Consider the following 22,595-nt stretch of genomic DNA (forward strand, 5'->3'; position numbering starts at 1 on the left):
GCGCTCTTCTAGAAGAGCGTTTCCTGGCCCGGGGCCGGAGTCGGGCCCGCCACCGCAGGGGAGGACGCCTGGGCCGAGGCGCCGTGACGTGGGGCATTGCGGTGGCTGAAACCCGAGGTGCCGGAAAAACCGTACTTTGCTTTGAAATGGTTCACCCGGCCGGACAGCCAGATGCCGTACTCCTTGGACGCGTAGGAGCCCTTCCCGTAAAGGCGGCGGTACTTTCCCACCAGTTCGGGATGTTCGGCAGCCAGCCAGGTCATAAACCACTCCCTGGTTCCTGGTTTGAGATAGAGCGCACCCGCGCTGATACCCGTGGCACCAGCCTGGGCCAGCTCAGCAAACAGGGAGTCCAATGCCTCGTCCGAGTCGGTCAGCCACGGCAGGATGGGCATTGCCATGACGCCGCACCCCAGACCGGCGTCCCGAAGACGGGAAATAAGCTTCAGGCGCGCCCTGGGCGAGGGTGTGCCCGGTTCTATCAACTGCGCGAGATCTTCGTTGGTCATGGCCAAAGAAATTCCAAGGTCCACGGAAACCTGCGCAGCGGCATGCTTCAGCAGAGGAATGTCCCGCCCCAGCAGCGTCCCTTTGGTAAGGATGGAGAAAGGCGTTCCGGAATCGGCCAGTGCCTCAATGATTCCGGGCATCAGCGAGTAGCGGCCTTCCGCGCGTTGGTAAGGGTCCGTGTTGGTACCCAGTGCCACTTGGGCCCGGGTCCACGAAGGTTTGGCCAGTTCCTTGCGCAGGACATCGGCCGCGTTGATCTTTACCACCACTTGGGAATCGAAGTCCCTGCCGGCATCGAAGTCCAGATACGTGTGGCTCTTACGGGCAAAACAGTAAACACAAGCATGGCTGCATCCCCGGTAAGGGTTCACGGTCCATTCGAAGGGCATGGCAGACCCCGCAGGCACCTTGTTGAGCACTGACTTGGCGGTGACCTCATGGAAGGTGACTCCGGAGAACTCAGGAGTTGAAATGGAACGCACAAGCCCGGCCAGGGGCAACAGAGCATCCGCGGCCGGGGCAGGGCCTGGAGCTCCGCTGCCGTTGGTCCCGGCCTCCGGTCCGCGCTTGGGCGAAAGTGCTTGTGCGTCCCATCTCATGGACTCCATTCGAATATATGTTCGAATTTTTGTCAAGATCCCATCAGGACAGTTCCCACACCACCACAACGCTGGCAGCTACCGACGACTCACCGGCTTCCACCGGAAGTGACTCGGTGGCCATGGAGGCCCTGACCATCCCGCCCAACGGAACCGGTGAGGAATGCGCCGGTTGTTGCGATATGGAGACCACGGTGCCCAGCGTCGAGGCGGCCAGTGCCGCATACTTTTCCGCACGTGCAACGGCGTCCTCCCAGGCTGCCTCCTGTGCTCGCAGGACAACACGGGAGGGATCGGCAAAACCCTGCTCAATCCCATTGATCCTGATGTCATCCCCGCCTGCAGCCACGGCAGCGGAGATGACGGCGGGAGCGTCAGCCTGCCTGCGGACGGCAACGTGGAGGGTTGAGGTGGCAATATAGGCCGACACCCGTTGTCCTTGGCCTTCCACCCAGAGCAGATCGGCCCTGAGGTTGAGGCCGCTGGTCCGCAGATCGCTGTCGCTGACTCCCGCAGCACGGACTGCTGCGGCGACGGCGGCAGCTGCTGTGCCGGCGTCGGCGTATGCTTCTGCTGCCGTGTCACGCCGGGTCTCCACTCCCAACGTCAGGGTGACCAGATCGGGGGCAGCGCTTGCGCTGGCCGTACCAGTGACGGTGATGGTCCGGTTCATGTCAGGCCTCATTCTGTAGGTTGGGCGGCGGAGCCGGGGGGGCGGTGTGCAGGGCTGGGGTAACCGCCGGCTGAGAGGCCGGCCTGGCGTTCAAAGAAGTTCGATGTTCCCGGATTGCCGCTTCGGAAAGTCGACCACAGGGCGGCCAGCCCATAGAGAGCCAGAAATGGCAGGCCAAGGCAGTAGGCGTACTGGGTGCTGTGCCGTTCCTCGTGGCCCAACAGGACGGCGCTGGTTCCGGCCACCTCATGCGGCGCCCTGTAAATGACCACATTGCCAACGGTGAAAGCGCCTGCGTCCGGGAATCTCCAGCGGTACCCCGCGGCGATCAGCAACCCGCGGGGACCCTTGGACACCGTGGTCCGCGCAGCCGCCGCCACTGCCAAACCCAGCGGCGTGGACAGATTCACGATGTTGATGATCTGCCGCAAGCGCTGGAGGGGAGTCATGTGGCCATGCTAACCCTACTGCCGGAGGCCCAGGGCAGGTTGCGGGGTACGCTGTTCGGGCACACGGTCCCGGCGCTCCGGCGGGACCGGAATCTCAATGGGGGAAGAAGACGAATGAAAGCGAAACGCCTGATGGGCACCGTGGGTGTCCTGTTGGCCATCATGATCGCGCTGACGGGCTGCGTGAAGCTCAATATGTCAGTGAAGGTCAATAATGAAAAAAGCGTCGACTACGAGGTTGTTTACGCGATCCAGAAGTCAGTATTGGGCGATAAGTCCTTTGACGAGTTCATGGAATCCAACGGCAGCGGCAGCCAGCAAATGGACGTCCCGGAGGGCGCAACCGTTGTTGACTACGAAGACGAGAAGTACAAGGGCAAGCGCATCACTGCTGCCAACCTTGATCCGGCCAAGCTGGCGGAGTCATCCAGTTCCGAGAATCCCTTCTCGCTGAAGAAGGAGGGCGATTTCTACGTCCTGTCCATGGGCGGCGTGACGGGAGCGGACAGCGGTGATCCCCAGGCGTCCAGCATGGCCAAGTCCATGTTCGACGAAGCCTCCGTCACCTTTACGTTCCCCGGCAAGGTGGTGGAAGCCAACGGCGCCAAGGTTGATGGCAACACGGCTACGTTCGACATGCTGTCCATCAAGGAAACCACTGTCATGGCCAAAGCAGAGGCCAATGCCGGAATTCCGCAGTGGATCATCTGGGCCCTGGTGGCCCTGGTGGTTGTGGCCGCGGCTCTCGTCCTCTTCCTCGTCCTGCTCAGGAGGAAGAAGGCTGCAGCCCCTGCAGTTGCAGGCGACGGGTCCCTCGCGCCGCAGGGTTATGGCCCCGATCAGGCGGGCGATGTTCCGCCGGCCCAGCAGGGGTTCACGCCGCCGGCGCAGCCGGGTGGGACGCAGCCAGGTCCGAAGGGCGACGACGGTCAGGACCGCAGCAACCCGCCCGTGGGTTAAGAGCGGCTTGTGAGCTTCAACTAGACTGAGGAGTAGTGCCCGCCGTTCGCGGTGGGTGCTACTCCTTTGTTTTGCAGCCTGCCCCGCCGGCCGCTCCCAACTCGTAGCTAAGAACAGTAGATGACTGACACTTTGCCAGGCGCCGACATCCCGAATCCGCTGGATGAAGCCGCCATAAATTCTGCCGTCGAGGACGCTGTTGCCGCGATCGCGGCCGCTTCCTCCCTCGAAGAACTCAAGGCCGTGCGCCTCGCCCACACGGGCGAGAAGTCGCCGTTAAGCCTCGCAAACCGTGAAATAGGTGGGCTGGCCAAAGAGCACAAAGCGGCCGCCGGCAAGCTCATGGGTTCCTCGCGTGGGCGGGTCAACCAGGCGCTCGCAGCACGGACGGTGGTTCTTGAGGCCGAAAACGATGCCCGGATTCTGTTGGAAGAAACCGTGGATGTCACCGCCGCACCGCGTCGCCGCCGTGCAGGTGCGCGCCACCCGCTGTCCACGCTGCAGGACCGTGTCTCGGACATTTTCGTTGGCATGGGCTGGGAAATTGCCGAGGGCCCGGAAGTGGAATCGGAATGGTTCAACTTCGATGCACTGAACTTCAAGCCTGACCACCCGGCCCGCGAAATGCAGGACACCTTCTTCGTGGAGCCCCCCGAAGCGCACCTGCTCATGCGCACCCACACCTCACCGGTCCAGGTGCGCTCCATGCTGGAGCGGGAAGTTCCCATCTATGTGCTGTGCCCGGGCAAGGTGTTCCGTACCGATGAACTGGACGCCACGCACACTCCTGTCTTCCACCAGTTCGAGGGCCTTGCGATCGACAAGAACCTCAGCATGGCCGATCTCCGCGGCACCCTGGAGCATTTCGCACGGCAAATGTTTGGCGATGAGGCCTCCATCCGCCTGCGCCCCAACTACTTCCCGTTCACGGAACCCTCAGCGGAACTGGACATCTGGCACCCGGGTGCCAAGGGCGGGCCGCGTTGGATCGAATGGGGCGGCTGCGGCATGGTCAACCCCAACGTTCTGCGGGCTGCCGGGATCGACCCGGACGTCTATTCAGGTTTTGCCTTCGGAATGGGCATTGAGCGTACGCTCATGTTCCGCAACGAGGTCGGCGATATGCGCGACATGATCGAAGGCGATGTACGTTTCAGCGAGCACTTCGGGATGGAGATCTAACAGTGCGTATCCCACTTTCCTGGTTGCGTGAATTCGCGCAGGTACCGGCCGATGCAACGGCCGAAGACGTTATGGCGGACCTGGTCAAGGTCGGCTTCGAAGAAGAGGACGTCCACCGCCCCACGGACCAGCTTTCCGGTCCGGTGGTGGTTGGCCAGGTCCTGAGCCTGGTCAAGGAGCCGCAAACCAACGGCAAGACCATCAACTGGTGCCAGGTCCGGGTTGTTCCTGAAGGGCAGGAGCAGACCCTCACCGGCGAGGGCATTGATCCTTCCGGTGTGCAGGGCATCATTTGCGGCGCCCACAACTTTGTTGAGGGCGACAAAGTGGTTGTCACCCTTCCGGGAGCTGTCCTGCCCGGCAACTTCCAGATCTCGGCGCGCAAGACCTACGGTCACCTTTCCGCGGGCATGATTGCGTCGGTCCGTGAACTGGGCATCGGCGATGACCACGACGGCATCCTTGTCCTGTCCCGCATCGGACTGGACCCGGAAATCGGCACTGACGCCATGGAACTCCTGGGTTTGTACGATCAGGCCGCGGAAATCAACGTCACTCCGGACCGGGGCTATGCCTTCTCCATCCGTGGCGTTGCCCGCGAGTACGCCCACGCCACCGGCACCGGGTTCACCGATCCGGCGTCGAAGGTCAACGCTCCGTCCACCCTCCAGGGTGGTTACGGCGTGAAGCTTAACGACGACGCGCCGATCTACGGCAAACAGGGTTGCGATCGCTTTGTTGTCCGCACTGTACGTGGCGTGGATCCCTCGCGGCCCACACCGCCGTGGATGTCCTCCCGTCTACGCCTTGCCGGGATCCGGAGCATCTCCCTGCCGGTGGATATTTCCAACTACGTGATGCTTGAGCTGGGCCAGCCCAACCACTGCTATGACCTGGACAAGCTCTCGGGCGACATCGTGGTCCGCCGCGCCGTGCCCGGAGAGAAGATCACCACCCTTGATGACAAGGAACGGAAGCTCGACGTCGAGGACTTGCTGATCACTGATGATTCCGGCGCGATTGGCATTGCCGGCGTCATGGGAGGTGCCCACACCGAGGTGTCCGATTCCACTACCAACATCCTGGTGGAAGCGGCACACTTCGATGAGGTGTCGATTGCGCGTTCGCGCCGTCGCCACAAGCTGCCATCCGAGGCGTCCAAGCGCTTCGAGCGGGGTGTGGACTGGCACGTCGCCCACAAGGCTGCCCAGCGGGTAGTGGACTTGCTGGTGGAGCTCGCTGGTGGAACGGCAGACGACGCCGGAACCGACGTCGGAACCGCGCCTGCCCCTGTAACCATCGATCTCCCCGCAGAGTTCGCCTCCGCCCGGATCGGCATCGACTTCACTGAGCAGCAGATCACCACGTCCCTTGAGGACCTGGGGGCAGCAGTGGAAAAATCCGCTTCGGGCTACAAGGTCACGGCTCCCAGTTGGCGCAACGATCTGGAAACCAAGGAAGACCTCTCCGAGGAAGTCGCCCGTTTGGTGGGTTACGACCAGATCCCCTCCACTCTGCCCGTCGCCCCTCCGGGACGCGGTTTGAGCCGGAGCCAGCAGCAGAAGCGCCGGGTTGTCCAGGCGCTCGCGGATGCGGGCCTCACCGAGGTGCTGTCCTACCCGTTCGTGACGAAGGCCGCCAACGACACCTTCGGCGTAGCGGAAGAGGGCGCTGCCCGCACTGCGCTGAAGCTTGCCAACCCGATCAGCGAGGAACACGGTTACCTCCGGACCTCAGTCCTTCCGGGACTCATCGAAGTAGCGCGCCGCAACCACTCCCGCGGGTTCCGTGACCTGGCCCTGTTCGAGGCCGGTTCGGTGTTCCTGCCGGGGGAGAAGCTGGGTACGGAGTCCATTCCGCCGCTGGGCGTCAAGCCTTCTGATGAGGTACTTGACGGCTTGTACGACGGCGTCCCTCACCAGCCGCTGCACATCGCAGCAGTTCTGACCGGCCATGACTCCCCGGCAGCCGCGACGCATACGCCGCGAGCCTGGGATTGGGCGGATGCCCTGGATGTCGCCCGCTTGGTGGCAGATGTACTGGGCGTGGAGCTTGTGGTGAGCCAGGGAAGCCACCAGGCGTTCCACCCGGGCCGGGCCGCCCAGCTTGCACTCCGTAGCGGGGACGTCGTTGGATTCGCGGGGGAGCTTCACCCGAAGCTTCTCGCCTCCCATGACATGCCGGCGCGTTCGGTGGCAGTCGAGCTTGACGTGGAGGCCCTCTTCGAGGCGTCCGCAGATGTGATCGTCGCCAAGAACATCTCGGGTTTCCCCGTGGCAACCCAGGACGTTGCGTTGGTAGTCCCGCAGGATGTGCCAGCGGATCAGGTCCTGGCGGCCCTTCGCGAAGGGGCCGGAGAACTCCTTGAAGACGTTGCCCTGTTTGACGTGTACTCGGGAGCTGGAATCGAGGACGGCAAGAAGTCCCTGGCGTTCGGCCTGCGTTTCCGTGCCAACGACCGGACACTGACGGCGGATGAAGCATCAGAAGCCCGTGCGGCGGCCGTAGCTGTTGCAGCCGAGCGCTTCGGAGCTGTCCAGCGCTGACCTGGCTTGTGATTGAAGATCCCCGGAACCACCAGGTTCCGGGGATCTTCTTTTTTGTTGATATTGGACTCCCGGCATATTGACATACTATTCACATGTGTATGACAGTTTTGTCATACACATGTGAAGCATGTGTATCACATCTATCGCGCGGTTCCCGGAACCGTCCTTTGAAAGGTATCCATGAAGAAGCAGAACGTCGCTGTGCTTGTCGGGGCAGCAGTAATGGCCCTGACGTCCTCGCTCGGTGGAGCTGCCATGGCGTCAGAGTCGTCGCCCCAAGCAGTTAGTGCGGAGGTCCAGCCCGTATCCCACACAGTGGACAAGACGCAGACGTCGGGATCGGCTGCATCCCCACTGGCTGACAGGTACACCATTGCCGCGCCCACCAAGAATGGCGGCGCTTCCACAGACTCGGTCATCGGCGCTGATGGTCGGGTCCGCATCACCAACACCACCGCCGCCCCCAACCGTTCCATCGTTCAGATTGAATTCAATGGCGGCTACATCTGCTCCGGCGCACTCATCTCCGCTGACACCGTTCTGACGGCGGGGCACTGCGTTCACGAAGGGGGCACCGGTTCAACCGCAGACTACTCCTGGGGCGTAAAAGTGGCACCCGGACGGAACGGTTCCACTGACCCCTACGGGACGTGCGGTGCCACCCAGCTCCTGACCGATCAGCGATGGATCGATTCGGCCAACACCAACGCCGACTGGGGCGTCATCAAGCTGGACTGCACCATCGGCAACACCACCGGTTGGTTGAGCTATGCAGGAACAACCGCCAGCCTGAACGGAACCAGCACCACGGTCCGCGGCTACCCGGGGGATAAGGCATTTGGCACCATGTGGTCAATGACGGGCGCAATCGATAGCACCCAGGCGGAGAAGGTCTTTTACAAAATGGACACCTATGGTGGCCAAAGCGGCGCCCCTGTCTACAACAGCTCCAACACCATCGTGGCCATCCACACCAACGGCGGCAGCTCTAATTCAGGCACCCGCATCACACCCACGCTGGCCAACTACCTGACCTCTGTTAAGTAGCCAGCTGTTAGTAGCCAGACAAAAGCTATCCCTCGCGTTCCCCGCAGCCCACATGGCTGCGGGGAACGGCGCTTCCTGTCGAAGGAGGCCTCCATGTCGCTGTCATTCATAATGGACAGAAGGGCAGCCAAACGTTCCCGGTGTGTCATCATCAGACGTTGAGGTTACTTGGCCGTGACCGTCGTGAACAGCGATGATGGTTCCAAAGTAGAACGGGGGAGGTCGCGATGGATAGCCCGGTGCTTGAGCTGCGCGGGCTGGACAGCGTTCCGGAGCTGCGGGAAGGACTCCTGGACGTTGGAGTGGCCGCCCATCGACGGGCCCTCCGCTTCGCCAATCCCAAAGACACGGACGAGTTCGTCTCGGGGCGGATCGCCTTGTGGCACTTCGCCGCATCCCTTCTTGATATAGAGCCGGCCCGGCTCACGCCGGACTTTCACTGCCCGCAGTGCGGCACCGGCCAGGACCATGGCCGCCCAGGGTTCCTGCTCGACGGCGGCCCGGCGCCCTTGGCGCTCAGTGCGTCCCGTGCGTCGGGCTGGGTGTTGCTGGCCGGCGTCGTCCATCCAGCGGACGGCCTACGGCTGGGAGTGGACCTGGAAGCCATATCCCGGGTTGGCTTCGATGGCTTTGACGACGTTGCCCTGACTGACAACGAGAAGAGATTCCTGGCGACGGTTCCGGACCGGGACGCACTGTCCCACCGCGCTGGCTTGTGGGCGCGCAAAGAGGCATGGCTCAAGATGACAGGGGAGGGCCTCCGCACCAAGCCGTCCGGGGTGGACGTGCTGGACCTGCCCGGCCTGCGGGATGTCACTGAGAAAGAGCTGCCCGACGGTCTGGTTGCCGCCCTGGCTGTCGGCTAGCGGGCTGCAGGCAAGGGCGGCAAAGTTGCCTCGTAGAGCCACGGACGCAGGATCGCGCCGGCGTCAAAGCCCGCAATGAACGAATCCATGGCCTTGATGAAGGCGTGCGTGGACACCGAACCGAATCGGTTGGTGGCAGTCCAATGGTGCAGGAAGGCGAAGAACGCTTCGTCTCCGGCGGCGAGGCGCACGGCATGGACGGCAAGGGCTCCACGCTTGTAGACACGGTCATCGAACATCAGCTCGGGGCCGGGATCGCCTACCAGAAGATCCTGCGGTCCGGCGTCGAGCCTCTTCCAAGCCGCAGTGGCGCGGGCCTGCACTGTCATGGTCCTGGATTCCTCGGACCACAGCCACTCCGCGTAGCAAGCGAATCCCTCGTGCAGCCAGATGTCCTTCCAGGTGCTGACCGTCAGCGAATTGCCAAACCACTGGTGGGACAGCTCGTGGGCGATCAGGCGCTGGGCTTCCCAGGACGCGCGCATGTGGTTGCGGCCGAAGATTGAGACCGTCTGGGCCTCCAGCGGAATTTCCAGGTCGTCCTCAGTGACCACGGAGGTGTAGTCGCCAAAGGGGTACGGTCCAAAGCAGTCCTCAAAAGTGCGCATCATATCCGGCTGGCGTTCCAGGCCCTCCAGGGCCTCGATCGCCATGCCCGGAGTAACGGCAACATACTGCGGGACCCGGTGATGGGCTCCTTCTGTGTTCAAAGCAACCCGCGAGTACCGGCCGATCTGAACCGTGGCCAAGTAAGTGGCCATCGGCTCGGTCTGCTCATACACCCAGGTTTCACGGCTGGATTTGCGTGAATGGGAGAGCAGCTTCCCGTTGCACACCGGGCGGTAGTCGTCATCCGTCGTGACCGAGATCAGGTAGCTCGACTTGAACCGCGGATGGTCGTTGCAGGGGAACCAGGACGCAGCGCCGTTGGGTTGGCCTGCAACGAGTACGCCGTCCGTGAGCTCTTCCCACCCCACGTCACCCCACAGGCCGCGGCGCGGGCCCGGGTTGCCGTCGTAACGGATCTCCACCACGAACTCCTGGCCGGCCCGGAGGGCAGAACCAGGGCTGAGGACCAGGTGTTCAGCACGGTGGCTGAACTTCTGGACCTTCTTTCCGTCCAGCTGCACTTTGGTTGCCCGCAGTCCCACCAGGTCCAACACCACCTGCGTCATGGCTTCCAGGGCCGTGCACCGCAGGACTGCTTTGCCGATCAGCTTGTTGCTGCCCAATCTGACATCCAGCTCAAGCTCGTACCGGTCAACGCGGTAGCTGGTACTTCCATGATTCAGGGTGTAGGGGTCTGCAAAGGTCACGGGAGGGGAGGTGGGGAGGGTCATGGTCCGTCCAATCTACTTCAGACGGGGCGCCTGTGCTGACGGTCCCGCCCAGGGGCTGACCGGGTTTCCCATCCAGTAGGTACCGGCGGGTACGGTTTCGCCGCGCATTACCAACGAAGCCGGTCCAACTGTTCCGCCGTCGGCGATGGTTGCGGCGGGCAGGATGACGCCGTGCGGGCCCATGGTGGCACCGTTTCCGAGCGTCACGGTGTCCAGGCTCATGACGCGATCGTGGAACAGGTGGGTTTGGACCACGCATCCCCTGTTGACTGTTGAATTTTCGCCCAACGTCACCAGGTCGGCCTCAGGGAGCCAGTAGCTTTCGCACCAGGTACCGCGACCGATCTTGGCTCCCAGTCCGCGGAGCCACCACACCAACGCCGGCGTACCGGCAGCTGATCGGGCAAACCACGGGGCGCTGACCATCTCAATGAAGGTATCCACTACCTCGTTGCGCCAAATGAACGAGCTCCACAGGGGGTGCTCTCCGGCTTTGATGGTTCCTACCAAAACCCATTTGGCGATCACTGAGCTCAGCGCTGCTACGGCTCCGGCACCCAGCATCACCACTCCACCCAGGAGTGCCGCCGCCCAGTAACCCCATCCATGGGCCACCGCATCCAGGACCAGCATCACGCCTACGGCGATGGACACCGTAAGGACCACCGGTACAAGGCGGCATAATTCCCACAGGGCGCGGGCCACCTTGAGCTTAAGCGGCGGCCGGAACGTGCGGCTTTGGTCGGCGTCGACGGCGGTGCGGCGCAACCTGACCGGCGGGCTGCCCAGCCAGGAGGTGCCCGACTTTGCTTTGGCCGGCGTGGCGGAAAGCACGGCCACCAAAGAATTCTTGGGTACATTGCGACCGGCAGCGGTCATACCGGAGTTGCCCAAAAAAGACCTTTTGCCGATCTTGGCCGGTGCGATCTTCATCCACCCACCGCCCAGCTCATAGGAGGCCACCATGGTGTCGTCGGCCAGGAAGGCGCCATCGCCAATGGTGGTCATCTTGGGGACCAGGAGAACGGTTGATGCTTCCACGTTCTTGCCTACCTTCGCGCCCAGCAACCGGAGCCACACGGGAGTGAACAGACTCGCATAGACCGGGAAGAGCAGATCCCTTGCCATGTCCAGCAGCCGTTCGGTGGCCCAGACCTGCCAACCAACCCTGCTGCGCACCCTGTAATAGCCCTCTTTCAGGCCCAGCCCAAGAAGCCTTGCGACTACAAGGATGAGCACCAGGTTCCCAAAGAACCACACCAAGGCAGCCAGCGGAACCGCCATGGCAATCTGTGGAGCAGCGGACCCCAGCGAGTCGTGTCCCCGGATGAATGCCAGGACCACCAAGGCTGCCACCGCCGCCGAGGCAAAGGGGATCAGACCCAGCAGGCCGGAGGCGCTGGCGAAGGCCCACAACCACAGCCTGTCCACCATGGTGCGTTGGGGCACTGATTCTGGCCAGTCGTGCTTGGCTTTGCCGCGCCGTTCCGCAGGAGAACCTGCCACCATGTGGCCGGACTTGACCTTTCCGAGGACGGCGGACCCTGCTTCGACGTGCGCTCCTGCGCCGATGGTCGCACCCGGCATCAGCGTGCTTCGGGCGCCCACAATCGCCCCGGCGCCCACGTGGATAGCGCCAATGTGCACCGAGTCGCCGTCCACCCACCAGCCGGAAAGGTCAACCTCGGGCTCGATGTTCGCTCCGCTGCCCAAGGAGAGCAAACCTGTGACAGGCGGCAGGGAATGCAAATGCACGTCCCGCCCGATCCGGGCACCCAACGCCCTGGCGTAGTACGGAACGAACGGGGCGCTGGCGAGGCCAATTGCGCCCGAGAGGTCCTGGATCTGTTCGGCGAGCCACAGCCGCAGGTGGGTCTTGCCGGAGCGGGGGTAGGTTCCAGGCGTGATCCGGCCAAGAAGCATCCGCGCGGCAAGAACCGAAATCGCCATCCGGCCCAGTGGGCTGACAAAGATCAACCAGGACGCGGCCACCCACCACCAGGAGATCACGGGTGCAGCGCTAAACCCGGCAAGGGCTGCCAGCAGATTGTTCGCTGCCATGAGATAGGTCAGCCACCGCATCCCCACCAGGATGTGCAACGGCACGCCCATGAGGACTTGGAAAACCCGGGACTTCAATGCGGTGGGCCGCACGGTACGTTCTGCGGCCGGACCCGGGAGCACCCCCTCGGGAAGTGACAGTCGTGCTGCCTCGATCAGCGCACCAATCCGTGGCGTCGCATAAATGTCGGCAACGGTGATGGTGGGGTAGCGGACCCGCAGCGCCGACACGAGTTGGGCTGCTGCCAGGGAGCCACCCCCATAAGCGAAGAAGTCGGCATCCAGGGAGCTGACCGGGCTGCCCAGGACTGCTTCCCACTGGTCAACAATCCAGCGGGCGTCATCTGCCACGTTCAGCGGCGCGCCGTCTGTCTCTTTGGCCGAGCCCCCGGCCAACGGCCAGGGGAGGGCGTGCCGGTCCACCTTGCCGCTGGTTTTGGTGGGCAGCGACTCAACCGTCGTGAGCAGGGGAATGAGCGCAGCCGGCAGGCTCTCGCCGAGTCGGCGGCGCGCTTCCTCCAAATCCAGTCCGGTGCCGTCCAGTCCTGCGCTGTCGGCCGGGGCCAGGTATCCCACCAGGATCTGGTTGCCGGCAGCGGTTGTCTGAACGGCCGCTGCTGCGCCGGCCACGCCGGGGAGGGACTGCAGGGCCGCATCAATTTCGCCCAGTTCTATGCGGCGGCCACCCAGTTTCACTTGTTCATCGGCACGGCCCATGAACACAAGGCCTTCAGCTTCGAAGCGGACAAGATCACCGGAGCGGTAGGCGCGGTCCCAGCCGAGCGTGGCCATGGGGGCGTATTTCTCTGCGTCCTTGGCCGGGTCCAGGTAGCGGGCCAGGCCAACTCCGCCAATGATCAATTCGCCAATCCCGCCTTCGGCCACCGGCACGCCGTCGGAATCAACCACCGCCAGGTCCCACCCGTCCAGGGGCAGGCCGATCCTGACGGGACCCGGGCCGCCCAATGGGGCAGCGCAGGCCACCACCGTTGCTTCGGTGGGACCGTAGGTGTTCCACACTTCGCGTCCGTCAACGGCCAGGCGCTCAGCCAGTTCGGGTGGGCAGGCTTCACCGCCGAAGATCAGGAGGCGGACGTTCTCAAGGGCCTCTGCAGGCCACAGCGCTGCAAGGGTGGGAACGGTGGAAACCACGGTGATGCCGTGGTTGATGAGCCAGGGACCCAGGTCCATCCCGGTCCGGACCAGCGCCCGCGGTGCGGGAACCAGGCAGGCACCGTGCCGCCAAGCGAGCCACATCTCCTCGCAGGAGGCATCAAAAGCCACCGAGAGGCCCGCCAGCACGCGGTCCTGTGGGCCGATCGGTTCGGCTTGGAGGAAGATCCGGGCTTCGGCGTCAACGAAGGCAGCGGAGGACCGGTGTTTGACGGCTACACCCTTGGGTGTTCCCGTGGAGCCGGAAGTGAAGATGATCCAGGAATCGTCCTCCAGGCCGGGGGATTCAGGGGAAACGGACGGCCGGAGGGAGCCAGTGGTCTGGATGGCCAGGCCGGCGCCGATGACCGCTGCCACCTTGGCTTCACCGAAGACCAGCCGCGCCCGCTCCTCGGGGTCGTCGGCATCCACCGGAACGTAGGCGGCACCCGCGGCAAGGATACCGAGGATCGCAACATAGAGGTGGTTTGTCCCTGACGGTATCCGGACTCCGATTTTGTCCCCATGGCCCAGGCCGGACTCATTGAGCCGGAGCGCAAACGAGCGCACAGCTGTGAGCAGTTCGGTGTAACTCAGGGATTTCTGGCCATCGTCCAGGGCCGAAGCCTCCGGGTAGGACTCCGCCGTGTCCATCAGGATGTCCAAGAGCGTTCGCTCTGCGGGTGCTGCGTCGCCGCCGGGCAGCTGGGGGCGGTATGTGGTCAGGGCAGGCGTCGGCCCGGCCCCCACGGGATGTTCTGTGCTCACGGCATTACCTTTCCGGAGAAAGGTGAACAAAAGGTGTCGGATTGTGCGTGTCCGTCACATGGTGTTGCGGGGCCGTTTGTGTGCTGGACATCTTGTGGTGCGGTCCGGGCGTTTTCATCTAGGGAACCAGAAGGACTTTGCCGGTGGTGCGGCGTCCTTCCAGGTCACGGTGTGCCTGTGCCGCTTCCGCAAGCGGATACGTTGCTCCGACCCGGACCGAGAGGGTTCCCTTGGCGGCAGCATCAAAGATCTCAGCTGACCGCCACCTGCGCTCGTGGGAGTTCTGAACGAAGTGGGCCATGGTGGGCCTGGTCAGGGACAGCGATCCGGCCGCGTTCAGTCGCTGTGGATCAAACGGCGGCACGGGACCTGAAGCGGCTCCGAAGAGAACCAGTGATCCCCTGATCCGCAGGCTTCTGAGGGAATCGTCGAACGTGTCCTTGCCAACGCCGTCGTACACCACGTTGACGCCGTCGCCGTCCGTCAGTTCACGTACCTTGTCCGCGAAGCCCTCATAGCGGAGCACCTCATCGGCGCCGGCCTGGGTGGACAGGGCCGCCTTTTCGTCCGAGGACACCGTGGTGATCACACGGGCACCCCGGGCCTTGAGCAGTTGCGTCAGCAACAGACCCACACCGCCGGCTCCGGCGTGCAGCAACACAGTGTGCCCGGGCTCCACGCGGAACGATGAATTCATCAGGTAGTGCGCAGTGATGCCTTGCAGCGGAAGTGCAGCGGCGGTTTTGTCGTCGACGCCGGCGGGTACGGGAAGTGCCTTGGCGGAGTCCACCACGGCGTACTCCGCGTAGGTCCGGACGCCTTCGGCCGTGGCAACGCGATCCCCTACGGAAAATTCTTCAACGCCTTCACCGATGGCTTCGATGGTTCCCGCCGCTTCGGCGCCGGGGGTGAAGGGGTAATCGACGGCATAGATGCCGCTTCGCTGGTAGGTCTCGATGAAGTTGACGCCCGCGGCGGCAACCTTGATGAGCAATTGGCCGGGCCCAGGCTGCGGCGGCTCCACCGATGAGTACTCCAGGACCTCGGGTCCGCCTGGCTGCCGGGCAACTATTGCGTTGGTCATGCTGGCTCCTCACTCCGGGGCGGTCCTTCCGGCGCCCGGTTCCAGAACCTATCCTAGGGACGTTGGAGGCTCCCGTGTAGAACGTTCAGCGGCGTCCGTGAGTCGACGCGACAGGGCATTCGAAGCCGCGGCCTGCTGCCAAGCCCACCTCGTTGAGGTAGCTGACCACGATCCCGTAGGACTGCATCAGTGTTGTTTCCGTGTACGGAATCGAGTGCTTGGCGCAGAATCCGCGCACGATCTTGGTGGCCTTATGCAAGTGGGGCCGGGCCATATCCGGGAACAAGTGGTGCTCAACCTGGCGGTTGAGTCCACCCAGGAGGAAGTCCATGAAGATACCCCCGGAGATGTTGCGCGAGGTGCGGATCTGCCGGTTGAGGAAGTCCACGCGGCTGTCCTTGGGGAGGACGGGCATGCCCTTGTGGTTGGGTGCAAAGGAGGCGCCCATGTAGAACCCGTAGACCACAATCTGCACCCCAAGGAAGGCGAATGCCATGCCGAGGGGAAGGAAAGTGAAGGCGAGTACTGGAAGGGCAGCAAGCCGTACCAAGAGAATGGGCGTCTCGACCCACCGGTGATGCACCTTCTGCTTGCCGAAAACAAAGCGAAGCGAATCAAACTGCAGGCTCAGGCCCAGGAGCGTCAGCAGCGGGAAGAAAAACCAGCCCTGTTTCCTGGTCAGGAACGCCAGGCGGCCCTTGCGCTCTGCAGCCGCCTCTTCGTAGAACACCAGGGCATTGTTCTTGATGTCCGGGTCCTTGGAGATGACGTTGGGGTTGTTGTGGTGGGCGCCGTGTTTCTGTTCCCACCAGGAGTAGCTGATGCCGGCGACGCCGGTGGCCAGGAGCCTGGCTGACCAATCGTTGCAGCGGCGCGAGGCGAAGATCTGCTTGTGCCCGGCCTCGTGGGCCAGGAAGCTCAGCTGTGTACAGAGAATGCCCACGGCTGCGGCGATCAGGAGTTGGTACCAGGATTGTCCAATCAAGGCGAAGCCGAGCCATGTGCCTGCCATGAGGAGCGCCAAGGCCACGAAGACCCAGATATAGAAGCCGCTCCGGCGTTCAAGGAGTCCAGCAGCTTTTACGCACTTGAGGAGCTCGGAATAGCTTTGGACAACGGGATTCGGTCTGATGGCGCGGACTGTGGCGCGTTCAGCGGTGGGCGTGGGTGACATGGTGTGTCCCGTATCGCTAACGGGCAACGCTGCAGCCGACGTTCGGACTGCACGGTCTGGATCACCCTTTACTAAGTATACGTGCCATACCCCGAATATGGATGACATCACCAGTGCATGCATAAATATCGGCTTGCATGAATATTATTGCTGTATAGTAAAGCCATGACTATTTCTGTTGCCGTATCCGGAGCCAGTGGCTACGCCGGGGGAGAAGTGCTGCGGCTGCTCGCAAACCACCCGAACGTCACCATCGGCGCGATCACCGCGCACAGCAACGCCGGTTCCAGGCTAGGGGAGTTGCAGCCGCATCTCCATGGTTTGGCAAGCAGGATTCTTGAGGACACCACGGTGGACAACCTGTCAGGCCACGATGTCGTGTTCCTGGCCCTCCCGCACGGTGCCTCGGCGGAGATTGCAGCCCAGCTCCCCGAGGGCACAGTGGTCATCGACGCCGGCGCGGACCACCGCCTGCAGGATCCCGCCGCATGGGAGAAGTTCTACGGCTCGGCCCACGCCGGTACGTGGCCCTACGGGCTCCCGGAACTGCCCGGCCAGCGCGAAATCCTCAAGGGTGCCACCCGCATCGCCGTACCCGGGTGCTACCCGACGTCGGCCCTGCTGGCCTTGACGCCCGGGTTCGCCAACAAGCTCCTCCACGCTGACGACGTCGTGATTGTTTCTGCCTCCGGAACCTCCGGCGCGGGCAAAGCCGCGAAGGTCAACCTGATCGGCTCCGAGGTCATGGGCTCCATGAGCCCCTATGGTGTGGGCGGTGGACACCGGCATACCCCGGAAATCGAGCAAGGTCTCTCCAACGCCGCCGGAGAGCCCGTGACGGTGTCCTTCACACCCACGCTGGCGCCGATGAGCCGGGGAATCCTCACCACGGCAACTGCCAAGGTCAAAGCAGGCGTCACGGAAGCAGACCTCCGGCAGGCCTGGGCCGACGCGTACGACGACGAGCCGTTCGTGCACCTCCTCCCCGAGGGGCAGTGGCCCACCACCAAGTCGGTGCAGGGCTCCAACCACGCGGTGATGCAGTTGGCGTTCGACCAGCACACCGGACGCGTGGTGATCACCAGCGTGATCGACAACCTCACCAAAGGAACTGCCGGCGGAGCCGTGCAGTCCATGAACATTGCCCTTGGCCTGGACGAAACCGCCGGCCTGAACCTGCAGGGAGTAGCACCGTGACCATTACCGCACCCCAAGGATTCCGCGCCGCCGGAATCAAAGCCGGCATCAAGGCATCAGGCAACCCGGACATGGCCTTGGTGGTCAACGACGGCCCCTCCAAAGCCGCCGCTGCGGTGTTTACCTCCAACCGCGTGGCTGCTGCCCCCGTCCACTGGTCCCGCCAGGTGGTCAGCGACGGGCGGGTGGATGCGATCGTCCTGAACTCCGGCGGAGCCAACGCGTGCACGGGCCCGCAGGGCTTCCAAAACACCCACGCAACGGCCGAGAAAGTTGCCGAAGTGCTGGGAGTCTCCGCGTCCGACGTCGTGGTGTGTTCCACCGGGCTCATCGGCGAACAGCTGCCCATGGACAAAATCCTTCCGGGCGTTGACGCCGCCTTCAAACAGCTTTCAGCCGACGGCGGCTCCGCAGCGGCAACCGCGATCATGACCACGGACAGCGTGTCCAAGGAAGCCGTCTTCACCGGAACCGATGCCGAAGGCAAGCAGTTCACGGTAGGCGGCATCGCCAAAGGGGCCGGCATGCTGGCCCCAGGCCTGGCCACCATGCTGGTGGTCCTGACCACCGACGCCGAAGTTCCCGCCAATGAGTTGGACGTGGTTCTCCGTGACGCCACCCGCGTCACCTTTGACCGGGCAGACTCGGACGGTTGCATGTCCACCAACGACACCGTGGTGCTGATGGCATCGGGCGCCTCGGAGGCTCTGCCGTCCACCCAACAATTGGGCGAGGCCGTCACACGCGTTTGCGCCGAACTGGCCCGCAAGCTCATTGGCGATGCCGAGGGCGCCAGCCACGACATCGCCATCCGCACCTTCAACGCCGCCAGCGAACGCGATGCCGAAATCGTCAGCCGCAGCGTGGCCCGCTCCAACCTCTTCAAAGCTGCCATCTTCGGCAAGGATCCCAACTGGGGCCGCGTGCTCTCAGCCGTGGGAACCACGGATGCCGTGTTCGAAGCGGACCAGCTCAACGTCGCCATGAACGGTGTGCAGATCTGCCGGAACGGTGCCATCGGTGACGACCGCAACCTGGTGGACCTGGAACCACGCGAAGTGCTGGTGGAAATCGACCTGCAGGCAGGCGACGCCGAAGCCACCATCTGGACCAACGATCTCACGCACGATTACGTGCACGAGAACAGCGCCTACTCAAGCTGAGCGGACCCACAATGACTGCGAACACCACCGACACCGCCGCTGGCGGCCGGGTCTCCGTCGAAACGGCCCATGTCTCCGCGGAGACAGCCCAGGACAAGGCCGGCACGCTGATAGAGGCCCTTCCCTGGATCCAACGTTTCGCCGGAACCACCATGGTGATCAAGTACGGCGGCAACGCCATGGTCAACGATGACCTCCGGCGCGCTTTTGCCGAGGACATCGTGTTCCTTCACCACGTGGGCATCCACCCCGTGGTGGTGCACGGCGGTGGACCGCAAATCAACGCGATGCTGGGCAGGCTCGGCATCGAGTCCGAATTCAAGGGTGGCCTCCGCGTCACCACCCCTGAGGCCATGGACGTGGTCCGCATGGTGCTCACGGGCCAGGTGGGCCGCGAACTGGTGGGCCTCATCAATTCGCACGGTCCCTACGCTGTGGGAATGTCCGGGGAAGACGGTGGCCTCCTGCGCGCCGTCCGCACCGGAACCGTGGTGGATGGCGAGGACGTGGACCTCGGCCTGGTGGGCGAGGTCGTGGGCGTGGACCCCGCAGGCATTACGGACATCCTCGACGCCGGTCGCATCCCCGTGATCTCAACCGTGGCCCCGGAGATCCTCGACGACGGCACAGGGTCCGGTCCCACCACGGGCCAGGTCCTCAACGTCAACGCGGACACCGCAGCGGCTGCGGTCGCATCAGCCTTGGGCGCCAGCAAGCTCGTCATCCTCACCGACGTCGAGGGCTTGTACGCCAACTGGCCGGACAAGTCGTCGCTGATTTCCTCACTGACTGCCAACGAGCTGCGGACCATGCTGCCCAAGCTCCAATCAGGCATGATCCCCAAGATGGCGGCATGCCTCAAAGCCATCGACGAGGGCGTGGAACGCGCCCACATCGTGGACGGCCGCCTGGCCCACTCCATGCTGCTGGAAACCTTTACGACGGCGGGCATCGGAACCCAGGTTGTCCCCGACGAGGAAGTGAACGCATGAGCACCGAACTAAGCAACAACGCCGCAACCGCACTGGTCACCCAGAGTTCGGGTGCTGACTGGCTTGCCCGTTACTCGTCCTCGCTCATGGGTGTCTTCGGCACGCCGCAGCGGGTGTTGGTTCGCGGCGCCGGCTGCCTCGTGTGGGACGCCGACGGCAAGGAATACCTGGATCTGCTGGGCGGCATTGCCGTTAACGCGCTGGGCCATGCCCACCCGTTCGTCACCTCGGTGATCTCCAGCCAGCTGGCCACCCTGGGGCACGTCTCCAACTTTTTCACCAGCCCCACGCAGATCGCGCTCGCCGAGAAACTGCTGGCCATCTCCAATGCCCCCTCCGGTTCCAAGGTGTTCTTCGCCAACTCCGGCACGGAAGCCAACGAGGCCGCTTTCAAGCTGGCGCGCCGCAACAACGGTGATGGCAAGCGCACCAAAATCATCGCGCTGGAAGGGGCCTTCCACGGCCGCACCATGGGGGCCTTGGCGCTCACCGCCAAACAGGCTTACCGTGCGCCGTTCGAACCACTGCCCGGTGGTGTGGTCCACATTCCTTTCGGTGACATCGAAGCCCTCCGGTCCGCCGTCGACGATTCCACAGCGGCAGTGTTCCTGGAACCGATCCAGGGCGAGGCAGGCGTGCGGCCGCTCAGCGCCGAATACCTGCAGGCGGCCCGCGAGGTGACCACAGCTGCCGGTGCGCTGTTGATTCTTGACGAGGTCCAGACCGGTATTGGCCGTACCGGCAAGTGGTTGGCCACCGAGGATGCGGGCATCGTTCCCGACGCTGTCACGCTGGCCAAGGGACTCGGTGGCGGCTTCCCCGTGGGGGCGCTGATCACTTTCGGCAGCACGACGTCGGCCCTGCTCACCGCTGGACAGCACGGCACCACCTTCGGCGGAAACCCGGTGGCGACAGCCGCTGCACTGGCCACGCTGCACGCGATCGAAAGCCAGGGCGTGCTCCAGAACGTCCAGGCCGTGGGGGAGTACCTGCGCCAGGGGATTGCCGCCGTCGATCACGTCACGGAGGTCCGTGGCGAGGGCCTTCTGATCGGTTTCGACGTTGACGCCGATCTTGCCCCCGCCATGGTGTCCGCCGCTTTGGACGCCGGTTTCATCATTAACAGCCCGGGGCCGCGGACCATCCGCCTGGCTCCGCCGCTGATTCTGACCCATGACCAGGCAGACCGCTTCCTGGGCGCCCTTCCCGCCTTGATCGCCACGGCTACCGCCAATACCGCTAAGGATGCACAGTGACCACCTCCACCACCACCCGTCACTTCCTGAAGGACACGGACCTGAGCCCTGCTGAACAGGCCGAAGTCCTGGCGCTCGCCGCCCGGATGAAGGCCTCGCCGTACAGCGTGCAGCCCTTCGCTGCCGAGGGCAACGGCCGCAAAACTGTGGCCGTGATTTTCGATAAGACCTCCACGAGGACACGCGTCTCGTTCGCCACGGGCATCGCGGACATGGGCGGCAACGCCCTGATCATCAATCCCGGTGAGGCGCAGATCGGCCACAAGGAATCCGTGGAGGACACCGCGAAGGTCCTGGAACGCATGGTGTCCACCATTGTGTGGAGGACAGGTGCGCACTCGGGCCTGGTGGCCATGGCGGAGAACTCCAAGGTCCCCGTGATCAACGCCTTGTGCGACGATTACCATCCCTGCCAACTCCTTGCCGACCTCCTCACGGTGAAGGAGCACAAGGGCGAACTGGCGGGACTGACCATGGCTTACCTGGGGGACTCGGCCAACAACATGGCCAACTCCTACCTGCTGGCCGGTGTCACTGCCGGCATGCATGTCCGCATCTCGGGTCCGGAGGGTTACCTTCCTGCCGCCCACATCGTGGCTGCTGCTGAAGAACGTGCCGCGGAGACGGGTGGGTCTGTGCTGGTCACGGCCGATGCCGGCGAAGCACTCAAGGGTGCCGACGTGGTGGCGACGGATACGTGGGTGTCCATGGGCCAGGAGTCCGAGAAGGAAGCGCGGATGCAGTTGTTCCGCGAGTACTCCGTGGATGAGGCAGCGATGGCACAGGCTGCTCCTGATGCCGTGGTGCTTCACTGCCTCCCTGCGTACCGTGGCTACGAAATTTCCGCCGGTGTCATTGACGGGCCGCAGTCGATCGTCTGGGACGAGGCCGAGAACCGCCTGCACGCCCAGAAGGCACTTATGGCCTGGTTGATGCACCGCTCCGGTCTGGCATTCGTGGAGGGGCTTTCGCCCGTCGAGGGAACCGGCGAGAGCACCTTCTAGTGTCCACCAACCCGTCCGTGCCGGGCGCCAGCCCGGCCACCAAGACTGCCCGCCAGGCCCGCATCACCGCGATCCTGACCGGTGAGTCCGTGCGTTCCCAGGCAGAGCTTGCGGCCCTGCTGGCGGACGACGGCGTCATGGTCACCCAAGCGACGCTGTCCCGCGATCTCGTGGAACTCGGCGCAGTCAGGGTCCGTGGCAAGGACGGCGCGTTGGTTTATGCGGTCCCCGGCGAAGGTGGAGACCGCAACGCCAAGAGCGGCGTGACCCAGGAAATCCTCGATGCCAGGCTCACCCGGTTGTGCGGTGAACTCCTGGTCACCGCGGAGGCGTCGGGCAACATCGCGGTGCTGAGGACCCCGCCAGGTGCTGCCAACTTCCTGGCACTTGCCGTGGACCACTCCGTGATGCCCTCGGTATTGGGTACGATCGCAGGCGACGACACATTGCTGCTGGTCGCCCGGGATCCTGATGGCGGAGCGGAATTGGCAGCGCGGTTCCTGCGCATGGCCGAGGAAGCCGGCCCCGGTAACTGAACGCTTTACAAAAATTTTGACAGACAGCATTGA

18 protein-coding genes are annotated in these 22,595 nt (G+C 63.8%); 11 read left to right on the forward strand and 7 right to left on the reverse strand.

Features of this window, described 5'->3' with window-relative positions:
- Nucleotides 1-8: 8 nt before the first annotated feature.
- The 3 genes from JOE60_RS07085 to JOE60_RS07095 are packed head-to-tail and all read right to left on the reverse strand — an operon-like array spanning nt 9 to nt 2,231.
- The gene (locus JOE60_RS07085) at nt 9-1,109 is read right to left on the reverse strand and encodes an Rv2578c family radical SAM protein (RefSeq protein WP_167264914.1); all 1,101 of its coding nucleotides are present in this window, start codon (nt 1,107-1,109) and stop codon (nt 9-11) included.
- A gap of 43 nt (nt 1,110-1,152) precedes the next feature.
- Nucleotides 1,153-1,782 (reverse strand): SIMPL domain-containing protein, encoded by a 630-nt coding sequence (locus JOE60_RS07090; protein ID WP_167264915.1) that lies wholly within the window; start codon nt 1,780-1,782, stop codon nt 1,153-1,155.
- An 8-nt stretch (nt 1,783-1,790) separates the two neighbouring features.
- On the reverse strand, nt 1,791-2,231 hold the full coding sequence (locus tag JOE60_RS07095; RefSeq protein WP_167264916.1) for a hypothetical protein: 441 nt from the start codon (nt 2,229-2,231) through the stop codon (nt 1,791-1,793).
- A 114-nt stretch (nt 2,232-2,345) separates the two neighbouring features.
- Between JOE60_RS07095 and JOE60_RS07100 the strand changes: the two genes are divergently transcribed.
- The 5 genes from JOE60_RS07100 to JOE60_RS07120 all read left to right on the forward strand — a co-directional run bounded on the left by JOE60_RS07100 (nt 2,346) and on the right by JOE60_RS07120 (nt 8,835).
- Complete coding sequence (locus JOE60_RS07100; RefSeq protein ID WP_239528833.1) at nt 2,346-3,191, forward strand: LppM family (lipo)protein; 846 nt, start codon at nt 2,346-2,348, stop codon at nt 3,189-3,191.
- Between the two features lie 120 nt (nt 3,192-3,311).
- The gene (pheS, locus tag JOE60_RS07105; protein WP_167264917.1) at nt 3,312-4,373 is read left to right on the forward strand and encodes a phenylalanine--tRNA ligase subunit alpha; all 1,062 of its coding nucleotides are present in this window, start codon (nt 3,312-3,314) and stop codon (nt 4,371-4,373) included.
- Nucleotides 4,374-4,375: 2 nt separating this feature from the next.
- Nucleotides 4,376-6,919, forward strand: a complete 2,544-nt coding sequence (pheT, locus tag JOE60_RS07110) for a phenylalanine--tRNA ligase subunit beta (protein ID WP_167264918.1) — start codon at nt 4,376-4,378, stop codon at nt 6,917-6,919.
- A 183-nt stretch (nt 6,920-7,102) separates the two neighbouring features.
- Nucleotides 7,103-7,969 carry a trypsin-like serine peptidase gene (locus tag JOE60_RS07115; RefSeq protein WP_167264919.1) on the forward strand — a complete coding sequence of 289 codons (867 nt, stop codon included), beginning with the start codon at nt 7,103-7,105 and terminating at the stop codon, nt 7,967-7,969.
- 227 nt (nt 7,970-8,196) lie between these two features.
- On the forward strand, nt 8,197-8,835 hold the full coding sequence (locus tag JOE60_RS07120) for a 4'-phosphopantetheinyl transferase family protein (RefSeq protein ID WP_167264920.1): 639 nt from the start codon (nt 8,197-8,199) through the stop codon (nt 8,833-8,835).
- On the opposite strand, the gene JOE60_RS07125 is transcribed toward JOE60_RS07120, so the two are convergent.
- The 4 genes from JOE60_RS07125 to JOE60_RS07140 form a co-directional block, all read right to left on the reverse strand.
- Entirely contained in the window at nt 8,832-10,175 is a 1,344-nt protein-coding gene (locus JOE60_RS07125; protein ID WP_167264921.1) for a M1 family metallopeptidase, read from the reverse strand. The two genes, JOE60_RS07120 and JOE60_RS07125, sit on opposite strands and share 4 nt — an antisense overlap.
- Before the next feature lie 12 nt (nt 10,176-10,187).
- A complete protein-coding gene (locus tag JOE60_RS07130; protein WP_204814863.1) occupies nt 10,188-14,156 on the reverse strand; it encodes a Pls/PosA family non-ribosomal peptide synthetase in 3,969 nt (1,322 codons plus the stop codon).
- A gap of 118 nt (nt 14,157-14,274) precedes the next feature.
- Nucleotides 14,275-15,240 carry a quinone oxidoreductase family protein gene (locus JOE60_RS07135; protein WP_167264922.1) on the reverse strand — a complete coding sequence of 322 codons (966 nt, stop codon included), beginning with the start codon at nt 15,238-15,240 and terminating at the stop codon, nt 14,275-14,277.
- An 85-nt stretch (nt 15,241-15,325) separates the two neighbouring features.
- On the reverse strand, nt 15,326-16,414 hold the full coding sequence (locus JOE60_RS07140; RefSeq protein ID WP_167264923.1) for a fatty acid desaturase family protein: 1,089 nt from the start codon (nt 16,412-16,414) through the stop codon (nt 15,326-15,328).
- Between the two features lie 165 nt (nt 16,415-16,579).
- Here JOE60_RS07140 and argC point away from each other — a divergent pair, with 165 nt between their 5' ends.
- The 6 genes from argC to JOE60_RS07170 are packed head-to-tail and all read left to right on the forward strand — an operon-like array spanning nt 16,580 to nt 22,562.
- Nucleotides 16,580-17,611 carry an N-acetyl-gamma-glutamyl-phosphate reductase gene (argC, locus tag JOE60_RS07145; protein ID WP_167264924.1) on the forward strand — a complete coding sequence of 344 codons (1,032 nt, stop codon included), beginning with the start codon at nt 16,580-16,582 and terminating at the stop codon, nt 17,609-17,611.
- Entirely contained in the window at nt 17,608-18,774 is a 1,167-nt protein-coding gene (gene argJ / locus JOE60_RS07150) for a bifunctional glutamate N-acetyltransferase/amino-acid acetyltransferase ArgJ (RefSeq protein WP_167264925.1), read from the forward strand. Before argC ends, argJ begins: the two co-directional genes overlap by 4 nt.
- Before the next feature lie 11 nt (nt 18,775-18,785).
- Entirely contained in the window at nt 18,786-19,766 is a 981-nt protein-coding gene (gene argB / locus JOE60_RS07155; RefSeq protein WP_239528834.1) for an acetylglutamate kinase, read from the forward strand.
- Nucleotides 19,763-21,022 carry an acetylornithine transaminase gene (locus JOE60_RS07160; protein ID WP_167264926.1) on the forward strand — a complete coding sequence of 420 codons (1,260 nt, stop codon included), beginning with the start codon at nt 19,763-19,765 and terminating at the stop codon, nt 21,020-21,022. Before argB ends, JOE60_RS07160 begins: the two co-directional genes overlap by 4 nt.
- Nucleotides 21,019-22,026 carry an ornithine carbamoyltransferase gene (argF, locus tag JOE60_RS07165; protein ID WP_167264927.1) on the forward strand — a complete coding sequence of 336 codons (1,008 nt, stop codon included), beginning with the start codon at nt 21,019-21,021 and terminating at the stop codon, nt 22,024-22,026. Before JOE60_RS07160 ends, argF begins: the two co-directional genes overlap by 4 nt.
- Nucleotides 22,026-22,562: an arginine repressor gene (locus JOE60_RS07170; protein WP_167264928.1), complete on the forward strand. Its 537-nt coding sequence runs from the start codon at nt 22,026-22,028 to the stop codon at nt 22,560-22,562. The genes argF and JOE60_RS07170 overlap by 1 nt, the downstream gene beginning before the upstream one ends.
- The last annotated feature ends 33 nt before the right edge of the window (nt 22,563-22,595 follow it).

It is taken from the genome of Paenarthrobacter ilicis (assembly GCF_016907545.1).
Classification (GTDB): Bacteria; Actinomycetota; Actinomycetes; order Actinomycetales; family Micrococcaceae; genus Arthrobacter; species Arthrobacter ilicis.

Coding starts and splice junctions, on each gene's coding strand:
- JOE60_RS07090 (WP_167264915.1), bottom strand. CDS start 1,782: ATGAACCGGACCATCACCGTCACTGGTACGGCCAGCGCAAGCGCTGCC.
- JOE60_RS07160 (WP_167264926.1), top strand. CDS start 19,763: ATGAGCACCGAACTAAGCAACAACGCCGCAACCGCACTGGTCACCCAG.
- JOE60_RS07140 (WP_167264923.1), bottom strand. CDS start 16,414: ATGTCACCCACGCCCACCGCTGAACGCGCCACAGTCCGCGCCATCAGA.
- JOE60_RS07100 (WP_239528833.1), top strand. CDS start 2,346: ATGAAAGCGAAACGCCTGATGGGCACCGTGGGTGTCCTGTTGGCCATC.
- JOE60_RS07115 (WP_167264919.1), top strand. CDS start 7,103: ATGAAGAAGCAGAACGTCGCTGTGCTTGTCGGGGCAGCAGTAATGGCC.
- argB (WP_239528834.1), top strand. CDS start 18,786: ATGACTGCGAACACCACCGACACCGCCGCTGGCGGCCGGGTCTCCGTC.
- JOE60_RS07085 (WP_167264914.1), bottom strand. CDS start 1,109: ATGAGATGGGACGCACAAGCACTTTCGCCCAAGCGCGGACCGGAGGCC.
- JOE60_RS07135 (WP_167264922.1), bottom strand. CDS start 15,240: ATGACCAACGCAATAGTTGCCCGGCAGCCAGGCGGACCCGAGGTCCTG.
- JOE60_RS07095 (WP_167264916.1), bottom strand. CDS start 2,231: ATGACTCCCCTCCAGCGCTTGCGGCAGATCATCAACATCGTGAATCTG.
- JOE60_RS07125 (WP_167264921.1), bottom strand. CDS start 10,175: ATGACCCTCCCCACCTCCCCTCCCGTGACCTTTGCAGACCCCTACACC.
- JOE60_RS07120 (WP_167264920.1), top strand. CDS start 8,197: ATGGATAGCCCGGTGCTTGAGCTGCGCGGGCTGGACAGCGTTCCGGAG.
- pheS (WP_167264917.1), top strand. CDS start 3,312: ATGACTGACACTTTGCCAGGCGCCGACATCCCGAATCCGCTGGATGAA.
- argC (WP_167264924.1), top strand. CDS start 16,580: ATGACTATTTCTGTTGCCGTATCCGGAGCCAGTGGCTACGCCGGGGGA.